General features: G+C 75.1%; 22 protein-coding genes. 11 read left to right on the plus strand and 11 right to left on the minus strand.

All coding sequences use genetic code 11. The annotated features are described in order from the left end of the window. Positions 1-46 precede the first annotated feature (46 nt). The 4 genes from fdxA to ATL51_RS19650 are packed head-to-tail and all read left to right on the plus strand — an operon-like array spanning position 47 to position 2,757. A complete protein-coding gene (gene fdxA, locus ATL51_RS19635) occupies positions 47-361 on the plus strand; it encodes a ferredoxin (RefSeq protein WP_100879502.1) in 315 nt (104 codons plus the stop codon). After that, on the plus strand, positions 358-1,332 hold the full coding sequence (locus ATL51_RS19640; protein ID WP_100879503.1) for an NAD(P)/FAD-dependent oxidoreductase: 975 nt from the start codon (positions 358-360) through the stop codon (positions 1,330-1,332). Before fdxA ends, ATL51_RS19640 begins: the two co-directional genes overlap by 4 nt. Beyond that, a complete protein-coding gene (locus ATL51_RS19645; RefSeq protein WP_100879504.1) occupies positions 1,329-1,799 on the plus strand; it encodes a CBS domain-containing protein in 471 nt (156 codons plus the stop codon). Before ATL51_RS19640 ends, ATL51_RS19645 begins: the two co-directional genes overlap by 4 nt. Positions 1,800-1,821: 22 nt before the next feature. Then, positions 1,822-2,757, plus strand: a complete 936-nt coding sequence (locus ATL51_RS19650; RefSeq protein WP_100879505.1) for an AraC-like ligand-binding domain-containing protein — start codon at positions 1,822-1,824, stop codon at positions 2,755-2,757. A gap of 39 nt (positions 2,758-2,796) precedes the next feature. Here the strand turns inward: ATL51_RS19650 and ATL51_RS19655 are convergent, their stop codons facing one another. Continuing rightward, positions 2,797-3,606, minus strand: coding sequence for an alpha/beta fold hydrolase (locus ATL51_RS19655; protein ID WP_073577504.1), 810 nt, complete (start codon positions 3,604-3,606; stop codon positions 2,797-2,799). Positions 3,607-3,640: 34 nt separating this feature from the next. Further along, a complete protein-coding gene (locus ATL51_RS19660) occupies positions 3,641-5,113 on the minus strand; it encodes a flavin-containing monooxygenase (RefSeq protein ID WP_100879506.1) in 1,473 nt (490 codons plus the stop codon). Positions 5,114-5,252: 139 nt separating this feature from the next. On the opposite strand from ATL51_RS19660, the gene ATL51_RS19665 reads away from it, so the two are divergent. Then, a complete protein-coding gene (locus ATL51_RS19665; protein ID WP_100879507.1) occupies positions 5,253-6,974 on the plus strand; it encodes a sigma-54-dependent Fis family transcriptional regulator in 1,722 nt (573 codons plus the stop codon). Between the two features lie 10 nt (positions 6,975-6,984). Here the strand turns inward: ATL51_RS19665 and ATL51_RS19670 are convergent, their stop codons facing one another. Then, positions 6,985-7,875: an alpha/beta fold hydrolase gene (locus tag ATL51_RS19670; protein WP_100879508.1), complete on the minus strand. Its 891-nt coding sequence runs from the start codon at positions 7,873-7,875 to the stop codon at positions 6,985-6,987. A gap of 38 nt (positions 7,876-7,913) precedes the next feature. Here ATL51_RS19670 and ATL51_RS19675 point away from each other — a divergent pair, with 38 nt between their 5' ends. Further along, positions 7,914-8,315: a hypothetical protein gene (locus ATL51_RS19675; RefSeq protein ID WP_100879509.1), complete on the plus strand. Its 402-nt coding sequence runs from the start codon at positions 7,914-7,916 to the stop codon at positions 8,313-8,315. Between the two features lie 47 nt (positions 8,316-8,362). On the opposite strand, the gene ATL51_RS19680 is transcribed toward ATL51_RS19675, so the two are convergent. Beyond that, positions 8,363-9,436 (minus strand): tartrate dehydrogenase, encoded by a 1,074-nt coding sequence (locus ATL51_RS19680; protein ID WP_100879510.1) that lies wholly within the window; start codon positions 9,434-9,436, stop codon positions 8,363-8,365. A gap of 104 nt (positions 9,437-9,540) precedes the next feature. Between ATL51_RS19680 and ATL51_RS19685 the strand changes: the two genes are divergently transcribed. Further along, a complete protein-coding gene (locus tag ATL51_RS19685) occupies positions 9,541-10,479 on the plus strand; it encodes a LysR family transcriptional regulator (RefSeq protein ID WP_100879511.1) in 939 nt (312 codons plus the stop codon). On the opposite strand, the gene ATL51_RS19690 is transcribed toward ATL51_RS19685, so the two are convergent. Genes ATL51_RS19690 through ATL51_RS19700 form a run of 3 tightly spaced genes read right to left on the minus strand, consistent with a single transcriptional unit; the run spans position 10,436 to position 12,616 of the window. Then, positions 10,436-11,140: a YwaF family protein gene (locus tag ATL51_RS19690; RefSeq protein WP_100879512.1), complete on the minus strand. Its 705-nt coding sequence runs from the start codon at positions 11,138-11,140 to the stop codon at positions 10,436-10,438. The two genes, ATL51_RS19685 and ATL51_RS19690, sit on opposite strands and share 44 nt — an antisense overlap. 7 nt (positions 11,141-11,147) lie before the next feature. Next, the gene (locus ATL51_RS19695) at positions 11,148-11,615 is read right to left on the minus strand and encodes a cupin domain-containing protein (protein ID WP_100879513.1); all 468 of its coding nucleotides are present in this window, start codon (positions 11,613-11,615) and stop codon (positions 11,148-11,150) included. A 14-nt stretch (positions 11,616-11,629) separates the two neighbouring features. Further along, positions 11,630-12,616, minus strand: coding sequence for a DUF808 domain-containing protein (locus ATL51_RS19700; protein WP_208623036.1), 987 nt, complete (start codon positions 12,614-12,616; stop codon positions 11,630-11,632). Positions 12,617-12,749: 133 nt separating this feature from the next. On the opposite strand from ATL51_RS19700, the gene ATL51_RS19705 reads away from it, so the two are divergent. After that, a complete protein-coding gene (locus tag ATL51_RS19705) occupies positions 12,750-14,030 on the plus strand; it encodes a cytochrome P450 family protein (protein WP_100879515.1) in 1,281 nt (426 codons plus the stop codon). A gap of 3 nt (positions 14,031-14,033) precedes the next feature. Here ATL51_RS19705 and ATL51_RS19710 read toward each other — a convergent pair whose 3' ends face one another. The 4 genes from ATL51_RS19710 to ATL51_RS19725 form a co-directional block, all read right to left on the minus strand. Further along, positions 14,034-14,858 carry an ABC transporter permease gene (locus ATL51_RS19710; protein ID WP_301549100.1) on the minus strand — a complete coding sequence of 275 codons (825 nt, stop codon included), beginning with the start codon at positions 14,856-14,858 and terminating at the stop codon, positions 14,034-14,036. Then, entirely contained in the window at positions 14,855-15,805 is a 951-nt protein-coding gene (locus ATL51_RS19715) for an ABC transporter ATP-binding protein (protein ID WP_100879516.1), read from the minus strand. Before ATL51_RS19715 ends, ATL51_RS19710 begins: the two co-directional genes overlap by 4 nt. Before the next feature lie 51 nt (positions 15,806-15,856). Then, entirely contained in the window at positions 15,857-16,702 is an 846-nt protein-coding gene (locus ATL51_RS19720; protein WP_157818452.1) for a DUF4097 family beta strand repeat-containing protein, read from the minus strand. Positions 16,703-16,769: 67 nt separating this feature from the next. Further along, the gene (locus tag ATL51_RS19725; protein WP_100879518.1) at positions 16,770-17,285 is read right to left on the minus strand and encodes a hypothetical protein; all 516 of its coding nucleotides are present in this window, start codon (positions 17,283-17,285) and stop codon (positions 16,770-16,772) included. A 139-nt stretch (positions 17,286-17,424) separates the two neighbouring features. Between ATL51_RS19725 and ATL51_RS19730 the strand changes: the two genes are divergently transcribed. From ATL51_RS19730 to ATL51_RS19740, 3 genes are all read left to right on the plus strand, one after another. Beyond that, on the plus strand, positions 17,425-18,624 hold the full coding sequence (locus ATL51_RS19730; protein WP_100879519.1) for a cytochrome P450 family protein: 1,200 nt from the start codon (positions 17,425-17,427) through the stop codon (positions 18,622-18,624). Positions 18,625-18,681: 57 nt separating this feature from the next. Next, the gene (locus ATL51_RS19735) at positions 18,682-19,932 is read left to right on the plus strand and encodes a PQQ-dependent sugar dehydrogenase (protein WP_100879520.1); all 1,251 of its coding nucleotides are present in this window, start codon (positions 18,682-18,684) and stop codon (positions 19,930-19,932) included. Positions 19,933-20,065: 133 nt separating this feature from the next. Next, positions 20,066-20,347 (plus strand): hypothetical protein, encoded by a 282-nt coding sequence (locus tag ATL51_RS19740; protein ID WP_157818453.1) that lies wholly within the window; start codon positions 20,066-20,068, stop codon positions 20,345-20,347. The last annotated feature ends 2 nt before the right edge of the window (positions 20,348-20,349 follow it).

Raw genomic sequence — 20,349 nt, forward strand, 5'->3', positions numbered from 1 at the left:
CCGCGTACCCACGTGCCGCCACCGTCCACATCGGAGGAAATACCCCGTGGCCTACGTCGTCACCGAAGCCTGCATCGACGTGCAGGACCGCGCCTGCATGGAGGAGTGCCCGGTCGACTGCATCTACCCCGGCGAGCGGATGATGTACATCCACCCCGACGAGTGCGTCGACTGCGGCAAGTGCATGCCCGCGTGCCCCAGCGAGGCCATCCACTGGGAGCACAAGATGCCCGCCGAGCTGGCGCCGTTCGTCGACGCCAACGCGGTCTTCGTACGCGAGCAGGGTTTCGCCGGTGGTGGCGAGGACGCCGATCCGGCCGACGGCGACCACCCGATCGTCGCGCAGCGGAGGCCCCGATGAGCGGGGATCTCACCGCCGACCTGGTCGTCGTCGGCGCCGGTCCGACCGGTCTCTACGCCACCTACTACGCCGGCTTCCGCGGCCTGTCCGTGGTCGTCGTCGACGCCCTGGACCAGCTGGGCGGGCAGATGTCGGTGCTCTATCCGGAGAAGCCGGTCTTCGACGTCGCGGGCTTCCCCCGGGTCCGGGCGCAGGACCTGGTCGACTCCCTGGTCGAGCAGGCCGCCCTGGCCGAGCCGACCTACCTGCTCGGGCACGACGCCGTGGAGCTGGAGCAGTTCGACGACGGCGTCGCCGTCACCACCGACCGCGGCGTGCGGGTCCGGGCGGGCGCGCTGCTGGTCACCGGCGGCATGGGCCGGTTCACCCCGCGCCCGCTGCCCGCGGGCGGCGACTTCGTCGGGCGCGGGCTGCGCTACGCGGTGCCGCGCCCGGCCGATCTGACGGGCAAGGACGTGCTGATCGTCGGCGGCGGGGACTCCGCGGTGGACTGGGCGCTGTGCCTGGAGCCGCTGGCCGCCTCGGTGACCCTGGTGCACCGCCGCTACGCCTTCCGCGCGCACGAGCGCAGCGTCACCGAGCTGCGCGCCTCGTCGGTGCGGATCCTGACCCCCTACGAGGTGCACGACGTCCGCGGCGACGGCCACGTCTCCGAGGTCGACGTGTCCGGCCCGGACGGCGTCGAGACCCTGCGGGCCGACGAGATCGTCGCCGCGCTGGGGTTCAAGGCCGACCTCGCGGCGCTGTCGAACTGGGGGATCGGGATGAGCCGCCGGCACATCGCCGTCGACCGGTCGATGCGCACGACGCTGCCCCGGGTGTTCGCGGCCGGGGACATCACCGACTTCGACGGCAAGGTCCGGCTGATCTCGGTCGGGTTCGGCGAGGCCGCCCTGGCGGTCAACAACCTCGTCCCGCTGGTGCGCCCCGACCTCCCGGTGGTGCCCGGCCACTCGAGCGACGCGGCATGATCGGCCCGGCGCCGGAGCGTCCCGGGACGGGGTGGGCCCCCGGCAGCACCGGTGAGGCGATGATCGCGCACCCGCGGACGTGCGGGCGCACCACCACGGTGCACCAGGCCCGGGAGGTGTTCCGCGACGACCACGTGCACGCGCTGCTCGTCGTCGACCGGGGTGTGCTGCTGGCCGTGGTGGAGCGCGGCGACCTCGACGGCCGTCCCGCAGCGGCGCCGGTCCGCTGGCTCGGCACCCTGGCCGGGCGCACCGTCGCCCCCACCGCGCCGGCGACCGCGACGCGCGACCGGATGCGGGCCGAGGGGCGCAGGCGGCTCGCCGTCGTCGACGGGCACGGCCGGTTACTCGGTCTGGTCTGCCTCAAGCGGTCCGGGGCCGGCTTCTGCACCGACGAGAGGGTACGGGCCAGGGCGGCCGAACGTGCCGCGCGACGACGTCCTCACATCGGAGCAACACGTTCGTGACGTCCACGTGCGATGCTCGGGTATGGCATTGGTCACGATCGACACCACCACCGTGGCCGAGACCGACCGGCTGGAATTCTGGCGCGCCACGGTCTGCGACCAGTTCGTCGCGCTGGACGTGACACCGTCCACCACCGGTCTGGTCTCCGGACGGGTCACCGCCTCCTCGGTGGCCGGTACCCACCTGCGGCGGATCTCCTCGGTGCCGCACCGCTTCGAGCGCACACCGCGCCAGGTGCGGGCGGCCGACGAGGACTACCTGCAGATCGCGCTGGCCCGCCGTGGCCGCACACTCGTCGCGCAGGACGGACGGGAGGCGGTGATCGGCCCCGGCGAGTTCGTGATCTACGACAGCAGCAGGCCGTTCACCTTCGTCACCACCGACAGCTTCGAGTACCAGGTCTGCCTGCATCCCAAGAGCGCGCTGCCGCTGTCCCGGGCGGAGATGGCCGAGGCCACCGCGGTCGCCCTCGACGGCCGTCGCGGCGTCGGCGCGATGCTGCCGCCGCTGCTGTCCTCCCTGGACCGGGCGATCGGCGACGACGTCCCCGTGGCCGCGCGGGAGGCCGTCGCACGGACCATCGGGGATGTGTTCGTCGCGCTGGTCCGCAGCACCGTGCCCGCGTCCGCGCCGGAGAACCTGCACGTCGCGCGGGCCCGCGGGCACATCCGCCAGCACATCGCCGACCGCGACCTCGACCCCGCGGGTGTCGCCGCCGCCTGCGCGATCTCGGTGAGCTATCTGCACAAGCTGTTCGCCGAGGAGGGCACCTCGGTCGCCGGCGAGATCCGCGAGCAGCGGCTGCAGGGAGCGTGGACCGACCTGCGCCGACCGGGGCTCGCGCACGTCGGGGTCGGCGCGGTCGGCGCCCGCTGGGGGATGCCGGACCCGGCCGCGTTCAGCCGCGCCTTCCGGGCGCGCTTCGGGCGGTCCCCGAAGGCGCACCGGGACTCCTAAACGCCGGCCGGGCGGGGCGACCCCGCCCGGCCGCTCCGTTCAGATCCGCTGTTCGCCGAGGAACCCGGTGACCAGCTTCGTCAGGTCCTCGGGCCGCTCCAGGTGCATGCAGTGGCTGGACCCCGGCCCGGTGACCAGCTCGAACCGGGCGCCCGGGATGCGCTCGGCCACCGCGCGGGACTGCCAGTGCGGGGTCAGCAGGTCCTGCTCGCCGACCACGACCAGCGTCGGTGCCGTGATCGCGTCCAGCCGGTCGAGGGTGTCGTGCACGAGGTCGGCGTCCCACTGCTCGACGGTCACCTGCATCTGCGCCTCGTCCTGCGGGAACGCCGGCAGCAGCGCCTCCAGCAGGGCGCCCACGTTCGGGTCGTCGAGGGCCTGGGGGGAGAACGCGAGCCCTGACGCGGCCAGTGCGGACTCCATGTCACGGTGCACGTAGGGCAGGCGCAGCGCGGTGAGCACCGCGCGCTGGAAGCCGTCGGTGCGGCCCCAGGTGCCGTAGAGGACCTGTGAGGCGACCTGCTCGGGGCGGGCCAGCGCCATCTCCTGTGCGACGGCCGAGCCCAGTGACCAGCCGAGCAGGTGTGCGCGCGGGATCTCCAGGGCGTCGAGCAGCGCGGAGGTGTCGGCGGCCATCGAGCCGACCGTGATCGGCCCGGAGCCGCGGTCGCTGCCGCCCAGGCCCCGGTTGTCGACGGTGATGACCCGGTGGGTCTGGGCCAGCCGGTGCGCGAGCTCGCCCCACAGCGGGATCGCGCCGGACGTGCCCATGATCATGAGCAGCGGGTCGCCGTCGCCTGCGGTCTCGTAGTTGAGCTCGACGCCGGTGGACACGGGGATGCGGGGCACGGTGGGTCTCCTCGGGGTGTGCGGTCGGTCGGGGTCAGCGGTACTGCAGGCCGTCGTCGAGGTCGGCCTTCGGCAGCTCGACCCGGTCGACGTCGTGCTCGTGCATGTGGGTCCAGGGCTCGCGGTCGCCCTGCCCGAACATGCGGTGCTGGGAGCGTCCGATGTAGCCGGGGTTGAAGTTGTCCTCCGAGACCCACGGCAGCCGTGGCATGTCGGCGTCCTGCGCCCGCAGCGTGGGCACGACGACCCGGTCCCCACGCTCGTCCATGCGCGCCAGGATGCGGCCGATCAGGTCGTTGACCAGGTCGATCCGCAGCGTCCAGCTGTGCCGGAAGTACCCGAAGGCGTAGGCCATGTTCGGGATGTCGCTGATCATCAGACCGCGCCAGGTGACGTGCCGGGTGAAGTCGACCGGCTCGCCGTCGACGGTGAAGGGGATGTCGCCGAACACCGCCAGGTCGAAGCCGGTCGCGGTGACGACGACGTCGGCCTCGATCACCTCGCCGGAGGAGACCTGCACGCCCTTCTCGATGAACTCGGAGATGGTGTCGGTGACGACCGAGGCCTTCCCCTCGCGCATCGCGGCGAAGAAGTCGCCGTCGGGCACGAACGCGATGCGCTGCTGCCACGGCCGGTAGCGCGGGACGAAGTGCTTCTCGACGTCGGTGCCCTCGGGCAGCAGCGGCCGGATGGACTCGACCAGGAACTCGTGCAGTGCGTCCGGGTCGTCACGGCCGGTGGTCGCCAGCCAGTCGAGCTGCTGGACGTAGGTGCGTCGCAGGATCTCGTGAGTCCATTCCGCCGGCAGGTCGAGCGGCTCCAGCATCGTCGCGAGCTCGTGCACGGTCGGCGCCGGGAACCAGTACGACGGCGAGCGCTGCAGCATCGTCACGTGTTCGGCGGTCGCGGCCGTCGCCGGGACGACCGTCGCCGCGGTCGCGCCGGATCCGATGACCAGCACCTTCTTCCCCGTGACGTCGAGGTCCGACGGCCAGGACTGCGGGTGCACGACCGTCCCGGCGAAGCGCTCGGTGCCCGGCCACTCCGGGGTGTAGGGCTCGTCGTGGTTGTAGTAGCCCTGGCACATCCACAGGAACGACGCGGTCATGTGCAGGGTCTCGCCGGTGTCGGTGCGTGTGACGTCCGCGGTCCAGAGGTTCTCCTCCGAGGACCAGCTCAGCGCGGTGACGCGGTGGTGGTAGCGGATGTGCCCGGCGAGGTCGTCCTCGTCGATGACCTCGTGGAGGTAGGACAGGATCTCCCCGCCCGCTGCGATCGACGGTCCCGTCCACGGCTTGTGCCGGTAGCCGTAGGTGAACAGGTCGCTGTCCGAGCGGGCACCGGGGAAGCGGTGCGTCCACCAGGTCCCACCGGGGGCGTCCTGGGCCTCCAGCAGCACGAAGCTGCGGTCGGGGAACTCCTCCCGCAGCCGGTGCGCGGCGCCGATGCCGGACACCCCGGCCCCGACGATCAGGACGTCGACGTGCTCGGTGGTCGTGGCGGCCATGGGTCCTCCGGATGCAGGTGTGACGACGGTCTCCCGACGCTAGGGTCACCGGCCCGATCCCCGGGTGTCCGAACTTCGGACACCGGCGGGTGTTGACCGGTGACGCATCATGTGAGGACGAGCACAGAGAGGTGCGTCGATGGGGGATCTGCTCGCACGCCGCCGCGAGCTCGTGTCCGCGCGGGCCGAGCTGCTCGACCGGCCCGACGTCGCGTTGCCCGGCGTGCCCGGCCACGTCGTCGCGTCGTGGCGGCGCAGCATCGCGGGCGGGGTGGACCCGGCGATGATCGCGAACCGCTTCCACCCGGACCTCGACACCGGCTCCCGGCTGGTCCGTTGCGCGCGCCCGGTGATGGAGCAGCTGGCCGAGCAGGTCGCCGGGATCGGGGTCTGCGTCGCGCTCACCGACCACCGGGCCCGGCTGCTGGTGCGCCTCGACACCGACGCGGTGATCGCCCGGTCCGCGGACGTCAACGCGTTCGCCGCCGGGTTCGGCTACGCCGAGGGCGCGGTGGGCACCAACGGGGTCGGGACCGTGCTGGAGTCCGGCCTGCCGGTGCACATCGTCGGCGCCGAGCACTTCGTCGAGCAGCTCCACGACTACGCCTGCGCCGGCGCCCCGGTGCGCGACCCGGCGACCGGGCGGATCGAGGCGGTACTCGACCTGTCCTGCCGCGCCGAGCACTCCTCGCCGCTGCTGCTGTCGCTGGTGCGCTCCGCGGCCGCGCGCATCTCCGACGCCCTGCTCCACGACCGCGACCCCGCCCAGCAGGCCCTGTTCGACGCCTACGCCCGCACCGAGTCCCGCACCCGGCGGGCGGTGCTCGCCGTCGGGCGCCGCACGGTGCTGGCGAACACCGCGATGCAGACCCTGCTCGACGCGGGCGACCACGCCGCGCTCACCGACCACGCCCGGTTCCTGCTGCTCCGCGGCCCCGGCGTCGACGACCGGGTGGACCTGCCGTCGGGGACACGGGCGCGGCTGCGCGGCGCGGTCGTCCCGGTCGGCGGGTCGGTCGCCGGCCTGGTGGCGGTGGTGACGCTGCTGCGCGAGCCCGACGGCGGCGGCCCCGCCGGACCGGTCGCGGCGACCCCGCGGCCCGACGCAGCCGGGGTGAGCCCGGCCTGGCGGGCGGCGCGGGCCGCCGTCGCCGGGGCGCTGGGGAAGGGGGAACCGCTGCTGGTCACCGGCGAGCCCGGCTCCGGCCGGGCGCGGCTGGTCACGGACTCCTGGCCCGGCCCGGTTGTCGAGGTCGGCCCGGACGACGACGGCGCCGACCTCGAGGACCGCGTCCGGCGGGCCGGGCGGCGGGCGCTGGTGCTGCTGCGCGACCTCGACCGGCGTGACGCCGGGGTGCCGCTCGCCGTCGCGCGCGGGGATCTGCCGACGGCCGGCACCCGCGCGGACACCGCGGTCCCCGACCCCGTCCGCGACGCCGTGCTGGCCCGGTTCCGGGTGTCGGTGCCGGTCCCGCCGCTGCGCGGCCGCCCCGGCGACCTCCCCGGCCTGGTCGCCGCGCTGCTCGCCGAGCTCGCCCCCGGCCGCGACGTGCGGCTGTCCGCCGGGGCGCTGCGGACGGTGGGCAGACACCCGTGGCCGGGGAACGTGAGCGAGCTGCGCGACGCGCTGACCGCGGCCCTGGGCCGGCGGCCGGTGGGTGTGGTCGAGGCGACCGACCTGCCCGAGTCCTGCCAGAGCGCGCCGTCCGGGACGCTGCGGGCGGTGGACCGGGCCGAGCGGGACGCGATCGTCGCCGCGCTGCGCGACACCGACGGGAACCGGGCCGCCGCGGCCGCGGCGCTGGGGGTGGCCCGGTCGACGCTCTACCGGAAGATCGCGCAGTACCGGATCACGGACTGAGCGGGCCGCATCACCCCGTCAGGAACGCGGTCAGCTCCCGCGCCACCTCCTCGGGGCGCTCCTCGGGCAGGTAGTGGTCGGCGTCCAGGGCCGTCCCGTGCACGTCCGTGGCGTAGCCGTCCCACACCGCGGGGACGTCGTAGGACCGCCCGACGAAGGAGTGCGCGCCCCACAGCGCCAGCAGCGGCGCGGTCACCCGTCGGCCGGCGTCCGCGCCGTCGTGGACGCGGTCGATCCCGGCCGCGGCGCGGTAGTCGGCGCACGACGCGGCGATCGCGGCCGGGTCGGCGAAGCAGCGGACGTACTCGGCGACGGCGCGGTCGTCGAACGGGGTGCCGCCGTGGTGGCGCGACCGCATCCGGGCGGTGACCCAGAACTCCGGGTCGCCCCCGATGAGCCGCTCCGGGATCCCGGCCGGGGCGGTGAGGAAGAACCAGTGCCAGTAGCCCAGCCCGAAGCCGGCGTCGGCGGTGTCGAACGCGTGCCGGGTCGGGACGATGTCGAGCACCGCCAGCGCCGACACCGCGTCCGGTGCGTCGAGGGCCAGCCGGTGCGCGACCCGGCCGCCGCGGTCGTGCCCGGCGACGGCGAACCGGTCGAACCCCAGCTCCCGCATGACGGCGAGCTGGTCGGCGGCCATGGCGCGCTTGGCGTAGGCGGCGTCGTCCGGGCCCGGGGGCGGCTTGGCGCTGTCGCCGTAACCGCGCAGGTCGGTCGCGACGACGGTGAACCGGTCGGCGAGCACCGGCGCGACCCGGTGCCAGATCGCGTGGGTCTGCGGGTAGCCGTGCAGGAGCAGCAGTGGCGGCCCGGATCCGCCGGTCACGGTGTGCACCGCCGTCCCCGCCGCGTCGACCGTGCGGGCGGTGAACGGGGCGGGCAGCAGGGTCCGCGGGCTCATCGTGCCGGACCCCCGTGGGCTGGGGTAGGACGGGCGGCATGCCGCCGCCGGACCCCGTGCCGACCGACCCCGTGCCGACCGACCCCGTGCGACCCGACGCCGCGCTGCCGGACACCGTCCTGCTCTGGGACGCCGGCGAGGTCGCCGACCCGCCTCCGGAGCCCTGCTGCCTGGCCGGGACCGCGCCGGGCGACCGGGCCGTGGTGTACCGCACCGGGCCGGACGGGGGCGTCGCCGCGCTGTTCGCGTTCACCGGCCCCGCCGAGCCGCACCCCGGCGGACGGCACGCGGCGGGCGTCGTCGTGCCGGTCGGACGGCCGGTGCCGCGGGCCGAGCTGCTGGCCGATCCGGTGCTCGCGCCGGTGTTCCGGCACCTGCGCGGCCGTCGCAGGCTCCCGCCCGACGCGGCCCGTCGCCTGGTCGCACTCCTCGCGGGCTGAGCCGCGACGCCCGGCCGCCGGGGCCCGCCGGCCGGGTCCGGACGGGCTCATCCCCGCACGACCTCGGCGATCGCCGCGCCCAGCTCGGCGGTCGTCGCGGTGCCGCCCAGGTCCGGGGTGACGGTCGCGCCGCCCCGCCCGACGACGTCCTCGACCGCGGCCAGCACGGCCGCCGCGGCCTCGTGCTCGCCGAGGTGCTCCAGCATCATCGACCCGCACCAGATCTGGCCGACCGGGTTCGCGACGCCCTTCCCGGCGATGTCCGGTGCGGACCCGTGCACCGGTTCGAACAGGCTCGGGAACTCCCGCTCCGGGTTGATGTTCGCGCTCGGCGCGATGCCGATCGTCCCGGTGCAGGCCGGCCCGAGGTCGGACAGGATGTCGCCGAACAGGTTGCTGGCGACCACGACGTCGAACCGCTCCGGGCTCATCACGAACCGCGCCGCCAGGATGTCGATGTGGGAGGAGTCGACGTCGACGTCGGGGTACTGCGCCGCCATCGCCGCGACCCGCTCGTCCCAGTACGGCATGGTGATCGCGATGCCGTTGGACTTCGTCGCCGAGGTCAGGTGCCGGTTCGGGTGCCGCCGCGCGAGCTCGAAGGCGTAGCGCAGGATCCGGTCGACGCCGGTGCGCGTCATGACGGTCTCCTGGATCACGATCTCGCGGTCGGTGCCGGAGAACATCCGCCCGCCCACCGACGAGTACTCGCCCTCGGTGTTCTCCCGGACGATCAGCATGTCGACGTCGCCGGGGGACCGGCCGGCCAGCGGCGACGCGACGCCGGGCAGCAGCCGGGCCGGGCGCAGGTTGACGTACTGGTCGAAGCGGCGGCGGAACTGCAGCAGGCTGCCCCACAGCGACACGTGGTCGGGCAGCACCTCGGGCCACCCGACGGCGCCGAAGAACAGCGCGTCGAAGCCGCGCAGCTGCTCGAACCAGTCCTCGGGCAGCATCGTGCCGTGCTCGAGCCAGTGGTCGGCGCTGGCGAAGCCGAACTCGGTGAACTCCAGCCCGATCCCGAACCGCTCCGCGGCCGCGGTCAGCACGCGGACGCCCTCCGGGACGACCTCCTTGCCGATCCCGTCGCCCGGGATGACGGCGATGCGGTGCGCGGTCATGTCGTGTCCTCCTCGACTCGGTTGCTTCTATCCTGATCGGCGAACCGGACGCGGTGAACCGTCGTCCGGGCCGGACAGTCTTTCCGCTGGGGAAAGGAGCGGGTGTGGAACTGCCCGAGTTCGACGACCTGCGCTTCTTCGCCGGGGTCGCCGCCGCGGGCACGCTGACCGAGGTGGCGCGCCAGTGGGGTGTGTCGGTGTCGGCGGTCAGCAAGCGGCTCGCCCGCCTGGAACGACGTCTGGGCGTGCGCCTGGTCAACCGGTCCACCCGGCGTCTCACCCTGACCGACGAGGGCCGCCGCTACGCCGAGGGCGCCCGCGACGTGCTGGGCCGGATCGACGACCTGGAGGACGAGATCGGCCGGCGTCGCTCGGGGCTGCACGGGCGGATCGCGGTGCACTCGTCGATGGGGTTCGGCCGGGCGCACGTCGCGCCGCTGCTCGGCACGTTCGAGGCGGCCAATCCGGACCTGCGCATCGACCTGGAGCTGTCGCACCTGCCGGTCGCCGTCGGCGGGTCCGGCTACGACTTCGCGGTGCGGGTCGGACCGCTGCCCGACTCGCGGCTGCACGCCCGGGTTCTGCACCGCAACCGGCGCGTGGTGTGCGCGGCGCCGTCGTACGTGGGCCGCCGCGGCGCCCCGCGCACCCCCGCCGACCTGGCCGGACACGACTGCATCGTGATCCGGGAGAACGACACCGCCTACGCCCACTGGCGTTTCGGGACCGACGCCGACGCCGCCGGGGTCCGCGTGACGGGCGCGATGACCTGCAACGACGGCGAGGTCGCGACGGCGTGGTGCCGGGCCGGGCGCGGGCTGGTGATGCGCTCGCTGTGGCAGGTCGCGCCGCTGCTCGCGTCGGGGGAGCTGGTGCATGTGCTGGCGGACATCCCGACCCCGTCGGCGGACCTGCTGGCGGTGCACGGGGCGGACCCGCCCCGGCGGGTCCGCGCGGTGCTCGACCACCTCGTCGACGGGCTGGCGGAGCGGCTGCCGGTCAGGCCGGTTCCCGTTCCCGCCGCCGCGTCCACGGCCACGTGATCACCGCCCACCCCACCGCGACCAGCACGAACTCGACGACCAGGTAGACCGGCCACGGGCCCAGCAGGTCCAGCGCGGACGCGTTGGTCGGCTTGTGGGCGAGGAAGCCGTAGTTGGTGCCCGCGGCCAGGTTGAACGGCAGCACCACCGCCGCCCAGGCGATCGTGGCCGCCAGCGTCACGGCCATCCCGCGCCAGGTCGGCCGCACCCCGGCGCCCCAGGTCAGGTACACCGCGGCCCAGGTCACCAGCAGGTGCAGCGCCCAGAAGTGCAGGAACGCGACGTGCGGGAAGTCGGGGGAGTCGGTGGCCGGGGTGAGCAGCGCCTGCGGGGTCAGCGTGAGACCCCAGTAGTACAGCGGCGCGCACGCCCACCAGCGCCGTGTCCACAGGGCGACCGCGGCGGTGACCCAGGACAGGTCCGAGAGCTGCAGCGGCAGCGAGATGTGCACGTCGAAGGTCTGCGGGGTCAGCAGCCGCAGCTGCAGCGGCACCAGCAGCACGACGACCACGACGGCGAACGCCCGCGAGACGCCCGGCTCGGCGGGGGTGCCGCGCAGCCGTCGGCCCAGGGCCACCAGCGCGACGGCGCCGAGGACCCCGACGGTCAGCGCGGCCCAGTGGGTCGCGCCGTAGGGCACGAAGACGCCGGTGTCTCCCATCGCCCGATCATGACGGACCGGGCAGCGCCGCGAGCAACCGCCACAGCGGGCGCTGCACCGCGTCGGGGATCCCGGCGAGGGAGAAGTCCAGGTCGTGGGCGACGTTGAGCCGCGCGAGGCGGCGCAGCGGCGGCAGCCGCCCGGCCGTCGCCAGGATCCGGAACTGCTCCTCCAGGGACCCGGCGGGGGTCTCGACGGTGCGCACGCGCACCGGGCCGTCGCCCCCGTTGCCGAACGAGTGCGTGACGCCGGGCGGCACCACGATCCCGTCGCCGGGCTGCAGCAGGCTCGTCCAGCCCCCGACCCGTACCCGCAGGACGCCCTCGAGCACGGTGAACGACTCGGTGGCGCCCCGGTGCCGGTGCGGCGGGGGACCGGCCACCCCGGGCGGAACGACGGCCTCGAACTCGAAGGCCGGGGCGCCGCTGTGCAGCACGTCGATCGTCTCGCCGGACGGCATCTCGATGCGGCTCACGGCGGCCTCCCGGGTCAGGCGCCGGCGGTCCCGGCGGCCTCGGCGTCGTCGTCGGTGTCGTTCTTCTTCTTCCGCTTCGGCACCAGGTGCGCCACGGCGACGATCACCGCGCCGACCACGACCCCGAGGATCGCCGAGCCGACGGTGTTGGTGAGCCAGCCCAGGAACCCGCCCAGCGCACCGGTCGCGTCGGCGACGGCCACCTCCAGATGGTGCACCAGGTCGTAGATCGGGGAGAAGCCCAGCTCGTCCATCCCGACGAGCAGGATGTGCCCGCCGACCCACAGCATCGCCGCGACGCCGACGACCGACAGCGTCGTCAGCACGATCGGCATGGCCTTCACCAGCCCGCGCCCGAACGACGCGACGGGGCCGGAGCCGCGCTTCGCCAGGGCCAGGCCGGCGTCGTCCATCTTCACGATGAGCGCGACCGCGCCGTAGACGAGCGCGGTGATCGCGACGGCGACGACGGCCAGGATGATCGCCCGGGACACGATGCCCTCGGCCGCCACCTCGTTCAGCGCGATGACCATGATCTCGGCCGAGAGGATGAAGTCGGTGCGCACGGCGCCGGAGACGACGGTCCGCTCGTGTTCGGCCGGGTCGGTGGCGACCTTCTCGTCGCGCTCCTCGGGATGCTCGGAGTGCCCGGAGAAGTACTCCCAGAGCTTCTCCGCGCCCTCGTAGGCCAGGTAGCAGCCGCCGACCATCAGGATCGGTGTCAGCAGCCACGGCGCGAACTGGGAGAGGATCAGCGCGACCGGCAGGATGAACACGATCTTGTTGATCAGCGAGCCCCTGGCGATCCGCCAGATGATCGACAGTTCGCGTTCGGGCTTGAGCCCCTGCACGTAGCGGGGGGTGACCGCGGCGTCGTCGACGACCACACCCGCGGCCTTGGCCCCCGCGCGCCCGGCCGCGCCGGCGACGTCGTCGAGGGAGGCCGTCGTCAGGCGCACCAGCGCCGCGACGTCGTCGAGCAGGGCGAACAGTCCGCTCACCGGGTCACCGTCCGTTGCATGGCCGAATCCGTGCGCACGCGCGGAGCCTACGGGGAGAGCGGGACGAACGGGACCGAACCCGCCCGATCGCGGGGCTTGACCATGCCGCGACGGCACGGTGTCGACTGGGCCCATGGCAGAGGACACGACCACCGCCGCGCCGACCGCGACGACCGCAGGCCCGGACACCGTGGACCCGTCGGACCCGGTCGCCGGCTTCTCCGCGCTGCGCGAGGTGGCCGCGGCCGTCGAGATCCCGCTGGAGGTGCCCGGGCGGCCGACCCAACAGGGGCTGATGGTGACCCGGCACGCCGAGGTCCGCGCGATGCTCACCGACGACCGCTTCCGGCACGACGCCGCCGCGGTGCCGGAGGCGGAGAACTTCCTGCGCAACGCCCAGACCGGCCTGATCGGGCTGCCCGAGGACCTCGACCTGCTCCGCCGTCCGATGCTGGGCCGCGACGGCGAGGACCACGCGCGGCTGCGCCGGCTGGTGTCGCGGGCGTTCACGGTGCGCCGGGTGAACGGGCTGCGCCCCCGCGTCGGGGCGATCGTCGACGGCCTGCTCGACGACGTCGCCGCGGCCGGTGCCGACGGCACCCCGGTCGACCTGGTGGAGGCGCTGGCCTACCCGGTGCCGATCGCGGTCATCTGCGAGCTCGTCGGCGTGCCGGAGGGCGACCGGGACCGCTGGCGGGAGTTCGCCCGGCTGCTGATCCAGCCCGACCCCGCGCGGATGCCCGACGTCGCCCGGGGGATGGTCGCCCACGTCCGGGACCTGATCGAGGCCCGTCGCCGGGAGCCTGCCGGCGACCTGCTGTCCGGGCTGGTCGCGGCGCACGACGAGGACGGCGACCGGCTCTCGGAGCAGGAGCTCGTCGACATGACGGTGAACCTGACCGTCGCCGGGTTCGAGACGACCGCGCACGTGCTGGCCAAGGGCACCCTCGCACTGCTCAGCCGCCCGGGCGAGCTCGCCGCGCTGCGGGCGGACCCGCAGCTGTGGCCGACAGCGGTGCACGAGCTGGTCCGCACCTGCGGCCCGATCCCGGCCGGGGCCCCGCGCTACGCGGCCGAGGACACCGAGATCGCCGGGACACCGGTGCCCGCCGGGACCGCGGTGCTGCCCGGCCTGCTGCCGGCGAACTTCGACCCGCGCGTCGTCGACCGGCCCGACGAGCTGGACGTGCGCCGCGACCCCGGACGCGGCGAGGGGCACCTCGGGTTCGGGCACGGCGCGCACTACTGCCTCGGCGCCGCGCTGGCCCGCCAGGAGGTCGAGGTCGTGCTGTCGGCGCTGGTCACACGCTTCCCGGGGCTCCGGCTCGCCGAACCGGCGGACGGCCCGTCGCGGCTGGGGTTCGAGCGGCTGCCCGCCCTGCCCGTCCACGTCGACCGCCCGCCGGAAGGCTGACGCTCAGCGCGCCGCGCGGGTCTCGTAGAGCCGCCGCGACCACAGCAGGCTCCCGACGGTGATCACCACGCACCAGCCGACGGCGAGCGCGGCGTCGGTACCGAGCCCGGCCCCGCTGCCGGGCCCGGCACCGAGCAGTCCGCGCAGGGTGTCGATGACCGGGGTGAACGGCTGGTACGCGGCGAACCAGCGCAGCCCGGCCGGCATCGAGTCCACCGGCACGAACCCGCTGCCCAGGAACGGCAGCAACATCAGGAACATCGGGGTGTTGCTGGCCGTCTCCACACTGGCGGCGGCGAGCCCGAGGGCCACGGTCAGCCAGGTCAGGGCGACCGTGAGCAGCACCAGCATCCCGGCGACGCCCAGCCAGGCGAGCGGCCCGGCACCGCTGCGGAACCCGAGCGCCAGCGCCACCCCGAGCACGACGACCAGACCCACCGCGGTCTGCACGAACGCGCCGGCGACGTGCCCGGTGAGCACGCTGGACCGGGCGATCGCCATCGTCCGGAACCGTGCGACGACGCCCTCGGTCATGTCGGTGGCGACCCCGATGGCGGTGCCCATCGCGACGCTCGCGACGGTCAGCAGCAGCACCGCGGGGGTGACGAAGGCCAGGTAGTCGCTGCGGTCACCGCCCAGCCCGGCGCCTATCGTGCCGCCCAGGACGACCACGAACAGCAGCAGGAACACCAGCGGCTGGGCGATCAGCATGATCGTCAGCGACGGGTAGCGGCGCAGGTGCCGGATGCGGCGGCGCAGCATCGTCACCGAGTCGGTGAGCAGGCGGGGACGGTCGAGGGCGGTGGTGCCCATGACGGCGGCGCTCATGACGCGGCCACCTCCGGGGTGCTCGGGTGGCCGGTGAGGGCCAGGAAGACGTCGTCGAGGTCGGGCGTGTGGGTGGTCAGCTCCTCGGGTTCCACCCCGGTCCCGGCGAGGCGGTCCAGCAGGTCCCGCAGGTCGCGGGCCCCGGCGGCGGGCAGCTGCAGCGTCACCGCGGCGGTGTCGGCGACGGCGGCGGGCAGCACGGTGCGGGCGGCGGCGAGGGCGTCGTCGTCGGCGAAGCGCAGGCGCACGTGCCCGCCGGGGACCCGGGCCTTGAGCTGCGCCGGGGTGCCGCGGGCGACGAGCCGGCCCCCGTCCAGGACGGCGACGTCGTCGGCGAGCTGGTCGGCCTCCTCCAGGTACTGGGTGGTCAGCAGCACGGTCACGCCGCGGCCGACGAGGTCGCGCACGGCGTCCCACAGGTCGCGGCGGCTGCGCGGGTCCAGCCCGGTGGTCGGCTCGTCGAGGAACAGCACGGCGGGGTCGGCGACGAGGGTCATGGCCAGGTCGAGGCGGCGGCGCATCCCGCCGGAGTACGTCCCGGCGCGCCGGTCCGCGGCGTCGGCGAGGTCGAAGCGGTCGAGCAGCTCCCGGGTGCGGGCCCGGGCGGCCTCGCGGGGCAGGTGGTGCAGGTCGGCCATCAGCCGCAGGTTCTCCGCACCGGTGAGCAGGCCGTCAACGGCCGAGAACTGGCCGGTCACCCCGATCGCGGCGCGGACGCCGTCGGGGTCGGTCGCCGGATCGCGCCCGGCGATGCGGATGCGTCCGGAGTCCGGTGGCAGCAGCGTGGACAGGATCCGGACCAGCGTCGTCTTGCCGGCGCCGTTCGGGCCGAGCAGCGCGAGCACCGTTCCGGCGGGGACGTCGAGGTCGATGCCGCGGAGCACGGCGTGGTCGCCGTAGGACTTGTGCAGGGCGGCGACGGCGATCGCGGGCGGGGGTGTGGGCACGGTGGTTCCTCTCGTGGACGGGCTCGGGGGTGGGATCGCGGCCGGCGGGGGTCAGGCGCGGCGGACGACGATGTCGCCCTCGCGGGACCGGGCGTGCACGGCGACGGTGTCGACGGCGTCGCCGTCCGGGGCCTCGCGCGGTGCGAGGTCGTTGCCGACCCGGCCGGTGGTGTCGAGGTCGAGCCAGGCGGCGCTGCCCTGCGCGACGCCGATCTCCAGCCGGCCGTGCGTGCTGGTCAGCGACACCTCGCCGCGGTGGACGCGGCCGAGCCGGACGTCGCCGTAGGCGGTGCGCACGCGGGCGCCCGCACCGAGCTCGTCGACGTCGATGGGGCCGTGTGTGCCGGTCAGCTCGGCGTCGCCGGTCAGCTCGTCGGCGCGGATGCCGCCGTGCTTGCTGCTCAGCGTCGCGGTGCCGCCGATGCGGTGGATCTGCATGCCGCCGTGGTCGGAGCGGACCGTGGCGTCCCCGGTGACGGTGCCGCCGATCCGGACATGACCGAAGCCGGTGCTCAGGTCTGCGGAGGCGGCGTCGTCGACGCGGACGTCGCCGAAGCGGGTGCGAGCCTCGCAGGCCCCGAGCGGGCCCTCGACGACGATCCCGCCGTGGGTGGTGGCGGCGGTCAGCGCCGACCCGGCGGGCAGGGCGATCCCCACCTCGATCGAGCGGCCGGGGGTGCGCGGGGTGAGCTTCTGCAGCAGCCCGAGCTGCGGGCCGGTGATGCGCAGCTCACGCCCGGTCAGCTCGACCCGGACCCGGTCGGCGTGGGCGCGGTCGGCGTCGGAGCTGCGGACCTCGACGACGGTGTCGGTGCGGTCCGACGCGGTCACCCGTAGCTCGCCGATGGCGAGGTCGACGATCGCGGTGACGGGCTCGGGGGTGTCGTAGGTGGGCACGGGGCATCGCCTCCTCGGCGTCGCGGTGACGCCGTGGGTCAGGGGTGGGTGGCAGAGGTCGTGTGGCTCAGCCGAACCAGCCGACGCGGCCGCGGCGGGCGGCGTCGGGACGGTCGGGCGCGGTGGCGGGGTGGTCCAGCGCGGCCGCGGCCACACGGGTCAGCCAGGTGTTCACGCTGAGGCCGTCCCGCCCGGCGGCCTCCTCGATCCGGGTCTTGAGCGTCTCCGGCGGCCGGAAGTTGATCCGGGCGACCGGTCCGGACTCGCCGTCGGCGCCCGCCGGTGGCGATGGCGCCACGGGTGGCGCCTCCGTCGTCGCCGGGGGTGCCGACGGCGGGGCCGACCCCGCCGTGACGACGAACTCGGGGTCGCTGCCGCGCAGCCGCACGTGCACCGACCCCGGTGCGAGCTCGAGGGTGATCTCGTCGGCCGCTGCGGCCAGCGCCTCGAGCAGGACCAGACGGGTCGTCGACGTCAGGGGCGTGAGCAGCCGTTCCGCGGCCGCCCGCGTGTCCTCGCCAGCGGCCTCGCCCAGTGCGGCGAACTCGGTGCGCAGGCGGTCGACATATCCGTCCAACTCCATGGCGCAACGATGGCGCACGATGGCGCCATCGTCAAGGGTGTGGCGCCACGGAGGTCGGTCGGCGCCGCGGGCTTGACCCTGCCGCGACGGCACGGTGTCCGATGGACCGGACCTGCTGACGCCGTCGAGGGAGTACGTCGTGGACCGCACCACCTGCCCGGTCGCCGCCTTCGGGCGCCTGCGCGAACAGGGGCCCGTCGTCGCGATGCCGGAGTCGCCGATGGTCGCTGCGTCGCTCGTCACCCGGCACGACGACGTGCACGCCCTGCTCCTGGACCCGCGGTTCCGCAACGACCCCGCCGGGGTGCCCGGCGCCGGGGACGTCATGGGCACGCTCCTGACGGGGCTCGGGCTGCCGCCGGAGCTCGACCACCTCGGCCGGGGCCTGCTCGTCCGCGACGGCGCCGACCACGCCCGGCTGCGCCGGCTCGTCTCCCGGGCGTTCACCGTGCGCCGGGTCGCCGCGCTGCGCCCCCGCGTGGAGCAGCTCACCGCCGAGCTGCTCGACGACGTCGCTGCCGCCGGTGCCGACGGCAGCCCGGTCGACCTGCTGCCCACGGTGTTCCGCGCGCTGCCGATCGCGGTGATCTGCGAGCTCGTCGGCGTCCCGGTGGAGCAGCGCGGGCTCTGGCGGGAGCTGGCCGCGCTGCTCGTCGCACCCGACCCGGAGCGGATGCCCGACGTGGCGCGGGCCGTCGTCGCACAGATCCACGAGCTCGTCGCGGCCCGGCGGGCCGACCCGCGCGACGACCTGGTCGACGTGCTCGTCGCGGTGCACGACGACGGCGACCGGCTCACCGCCGACGAGCTGGACGTCCTGCTGTTCGACCTGGTCGTCGCCGGGTTCGAGACGACCGCGCACGTGCTGTCCCGGGCGACGCTGGCCCTGCTGACCCGCCCCGACCAGCTCGCGACGCTGCGCGCCGAACCGTGGCGGTGGCCCACCGCGGTGCACGAGATCGTGCGGACCTGCGGCGCGGTCCCGGTGAGCACGCCCCGGTACGCGAGCACCGACGTCGTCGTCGGCGACACCCGGATCGCGGCGGGGGAGTCGGTGACGGCCGGGCTGGTCACCGCGAACTTCGACCCGCGTCGGCACGACCGGCCCGACGAGCTCGACGTGACCCGGGACCCGGGCCGCGGCGAGGGGCACCTCGGGTTCGGCCAGGGCGCCCACTACTGCCTGGGGGCCGCGCTGGCCCGTCAGGAGATCGAGGTGGCGCTGCACGCGCTGGTCGAGCGGTTCCCCGCGCTGCGGCTCGCCACACCGGCCGACGGGCCGTCGGACCTCGGGTTCGAGCGCCTCGGGTCGCTCGAGGTGCGGATCGACGCGCCGTGACCGCCGGTGTGTTGCGCGACCACACCCGTGCTGCCGTCGTGCCCGGTTCCGGCCAGGATGACCGGTGTGACCCGTGACCCGCAGCCCGCCCGTCTCCGTCGCGCCGGGACGGCGGCCGCGGCCGTCGCCCTGATGGTCGCCGCCGGCTGCGGCGCCGCCGCACCCGCGCCCGCCGAGCCGGCGCCCGCGCCGCCCACCACCGACGCCCCGGCTGCGGCCGGGGACCTGGCGCCGGTCGTCGTCGCGGACGGGCTCTCCCACGTCTGGAGCGTCGGCGTGCTGCCCGACGGGCGGGCGCTGGTCACCGAGCGGGACGGGCGCCTGTCGCTGCTCGCCTCGCTCGACCCGGGCACCGCGGTCACCCCGGTCGCCGCCGATCTGGGCGACGTGTTCGCCCGCGGCGAGGGCGGGCTGATGGGCCTGGCCGTGCACGCCGACTTCGCGACCTCGAACCGGTTCACCACCTGCCAGACCCGTGCCGAGAACGGGAGCCCGGTCGACGTCCGGCTGGTCACCTGGACGCTGTCCGCGGACGGGGCCACCGCGACCCGGGTCGCGGACCCGCTGGTCGGCGGCCTGCCGATCGCCTCGGGCGGACGGCACTCGGGCTGCCGGGTCGCCGTCGACGACACCGGGGCGCTCGTCGTCGGGACCGGCGACGCGGCGATGCCCGCCACCCCGCAGGACCTCACCTCGCTCGGCGGCAAGACGCTGCGGGTCGACCCGGCCACCGGCGGGCCCGCGGCCGGCAATCCCTTCGCCGACGCCGCCGACCCGGCCCAGCGGCTCGTGTACACCTCCGGGCACCGCAACGTGCAGGGCGTCGCGGTCGAGCCGGGCACCGGGCGGGTCTTCACCGCCGAGCACGGCCCCACCCGCGACGACGAGGTGAACCTGCTGCGCCCGGGCGGCAACTACGGCTGGGATCCTTCGCAGGGCGGCACGGTGACCACCTACGACGAGTCGGTCCCGATGACCGACCGGGACCGCTTCCCCGACGCCGTCCCCGCGGTGTGGGCCTCCGGCAGCCCGCCCGAGGCGCCGGCCGGCTCCGCGTTCCTCGACGGCGCCGCGTGGGGGCAGCGGAACGGGATGCTCGCCGTCGCCGCGCTGCGCGGGCAGAAGCTGCTGCTGATGCGGGTCGGCCCGGAGGGCACCGACGGCGCGGTCTCCGACGTCGAGATCCCGGCGGCGCTCGACGGGGACTCCGGCCGGCTGCGCGGGGTGTACGCCGTGCCCGGCGGTCCGCTGCTGGTCACGACCTCGAACGGCGACGACGACCGGATCCTGCGGATCGACCCGAGCTGATCCCGGGGTCGTCGTCCTCGACCACCATGATGCGCACCAGGCCCAGGACGGTCCGACAAGGCGGACACGACGCACAGAAAGGGGCGCCCGGGGGTCTGAACCGCCTGGAGCCGGGTAGACGGGGCGGATGGTCGTGCCCGAGGAACCCGTGACGGTGTCGCTCCCGGCCGGGGCCGCGCTCTCCGGGCTGTCCGCCTACGACGTCTGGATCCGCTACGCGGGTCTCGGCGGCACCGGCAGCGAGCACGACGTCGCCGACATGCTGACCGACCCGGCCGCGGGTGCCCGGGCCGACCGGGTCCTGCTCGCCCGGGTCCTCGACGCACACCTGGTCGTGCTGGGGTGCCGCCGCCGGGTGCGCCCGGACACCGGCGACGACCCGGACCTGCCCGCCGCCCCGCCCGCCGTGTCCTGACC

The sequence above is a fragment of the Pseudonocardia alni genome, from assembly GCF_002813375.1.
Classification (GTDB): domain Bacteria; phylum Actinomycetota; class Actinomycetes; order Mycobacteriales; family Pseudonocardiaceae; genus Pseudonocardia; species Pseudonocardia alni.

What these genes read in the sequence shown, in the direction of transcription:
- ATL51_RS19705 (WP_100879515.1), top strand. Translation starts at nt 12,750, where the DNA reads ATGGCAGAGGACACGACCACCGCCGCGCCGACCGCGACGACCGCAGGC.
- ATL51_RS19675 (WP_100879509.1), top strand. Translation starts at nt 7,914, where the DNA reads ATGCCGCCGCCGGACCCCGTGCCGACCGACCCCGTGCCGACCGACCCC.
- ATL51_RS19710 (WP_301549100.1), bottom strand. Translation starts at nt 14,858, where the DNA reads ATGAGCGCCGCCGTCATGGGCACCACCGCCCTCGACCGTCCCCGCCTG.
- ATL51_RS19650 (WP_100879505.1), top strand. Translation starts at nt 1,822, where the DNA reads ATGGCATTGGTCACGATCGACACCACCACCGTGGCCGAGACCGACCGG.
- ATL51_RS19665 (WP_100879507.1), top strand. Translation starts at nt 5,253, where the DNA reads ATGGGGGATCTGCTCGCACGCCGCCGCGAGCTCGTGTCCGCGCGGGCC.
- ATL51_RS19640 (WP_100879503.1), top strand. Translation starts at nt 358, where the DNA reads ATGAGCGGGGATCTCACCGCCGACCTGGTCGTCGTCGGCGCCGGTCCG.
- ATL51_RS19645 (WP_100879504.1), top strand. Translation starts at nt 1,329, where the DNA reads ATGATCGGCCCGGCGCCGGAGCGTCCCGGGACGGGGTGGGCCCCCGGC.
- ATL51_RS19670 (WP_100879508.1), bottom strand. Translation starts at nt 7,875, where the DNA reads ATGAGCCCGCGGACCCTGCTGCCCGCCCCGTTCACCGCCCGCACGGTC.
- ATL51_RS19690 (WP_100879512.1), bottom strand. Translation starts at nt 11,140, where the DNA reads ATGGGAGACACCGGCGTCTTCGTGCCCTACGGCGCGACCCACTGGGCC.
- ATL51_RS19660 (WP_100879506.1), bottom strand. Translation starts at nt 5,113, where the DNA reads ATGGCCGCCACGACCACCGAGCACGTCGACGTCCTGATCGTCGGGGCC.
- ATL51_RS19680 (WP_100879510.1), bottom strand. Translation starts at nt 9,436, where the DNA reads ATGACCGCGCACCGCATCGCCGTCATCCCGGGCGACGGGATCGGCAAG.
- ATL51_RS19725 (WP_100879518.1), bottom strand. Translation starts at nt 17,285, where the DNA reads ATGGAGTTGGACGGATATGTCGACCGCCTGCGCACCGAGTTCGCCGCA.
- ATL51_RS19735 (WP_100879520.1), top strand. Translation starts at nt 18,682, where the DNA reads ATGACCGGTGTGACCCGTGACCCGCAGCCCGCCCGTCTCCGTCGCGCC.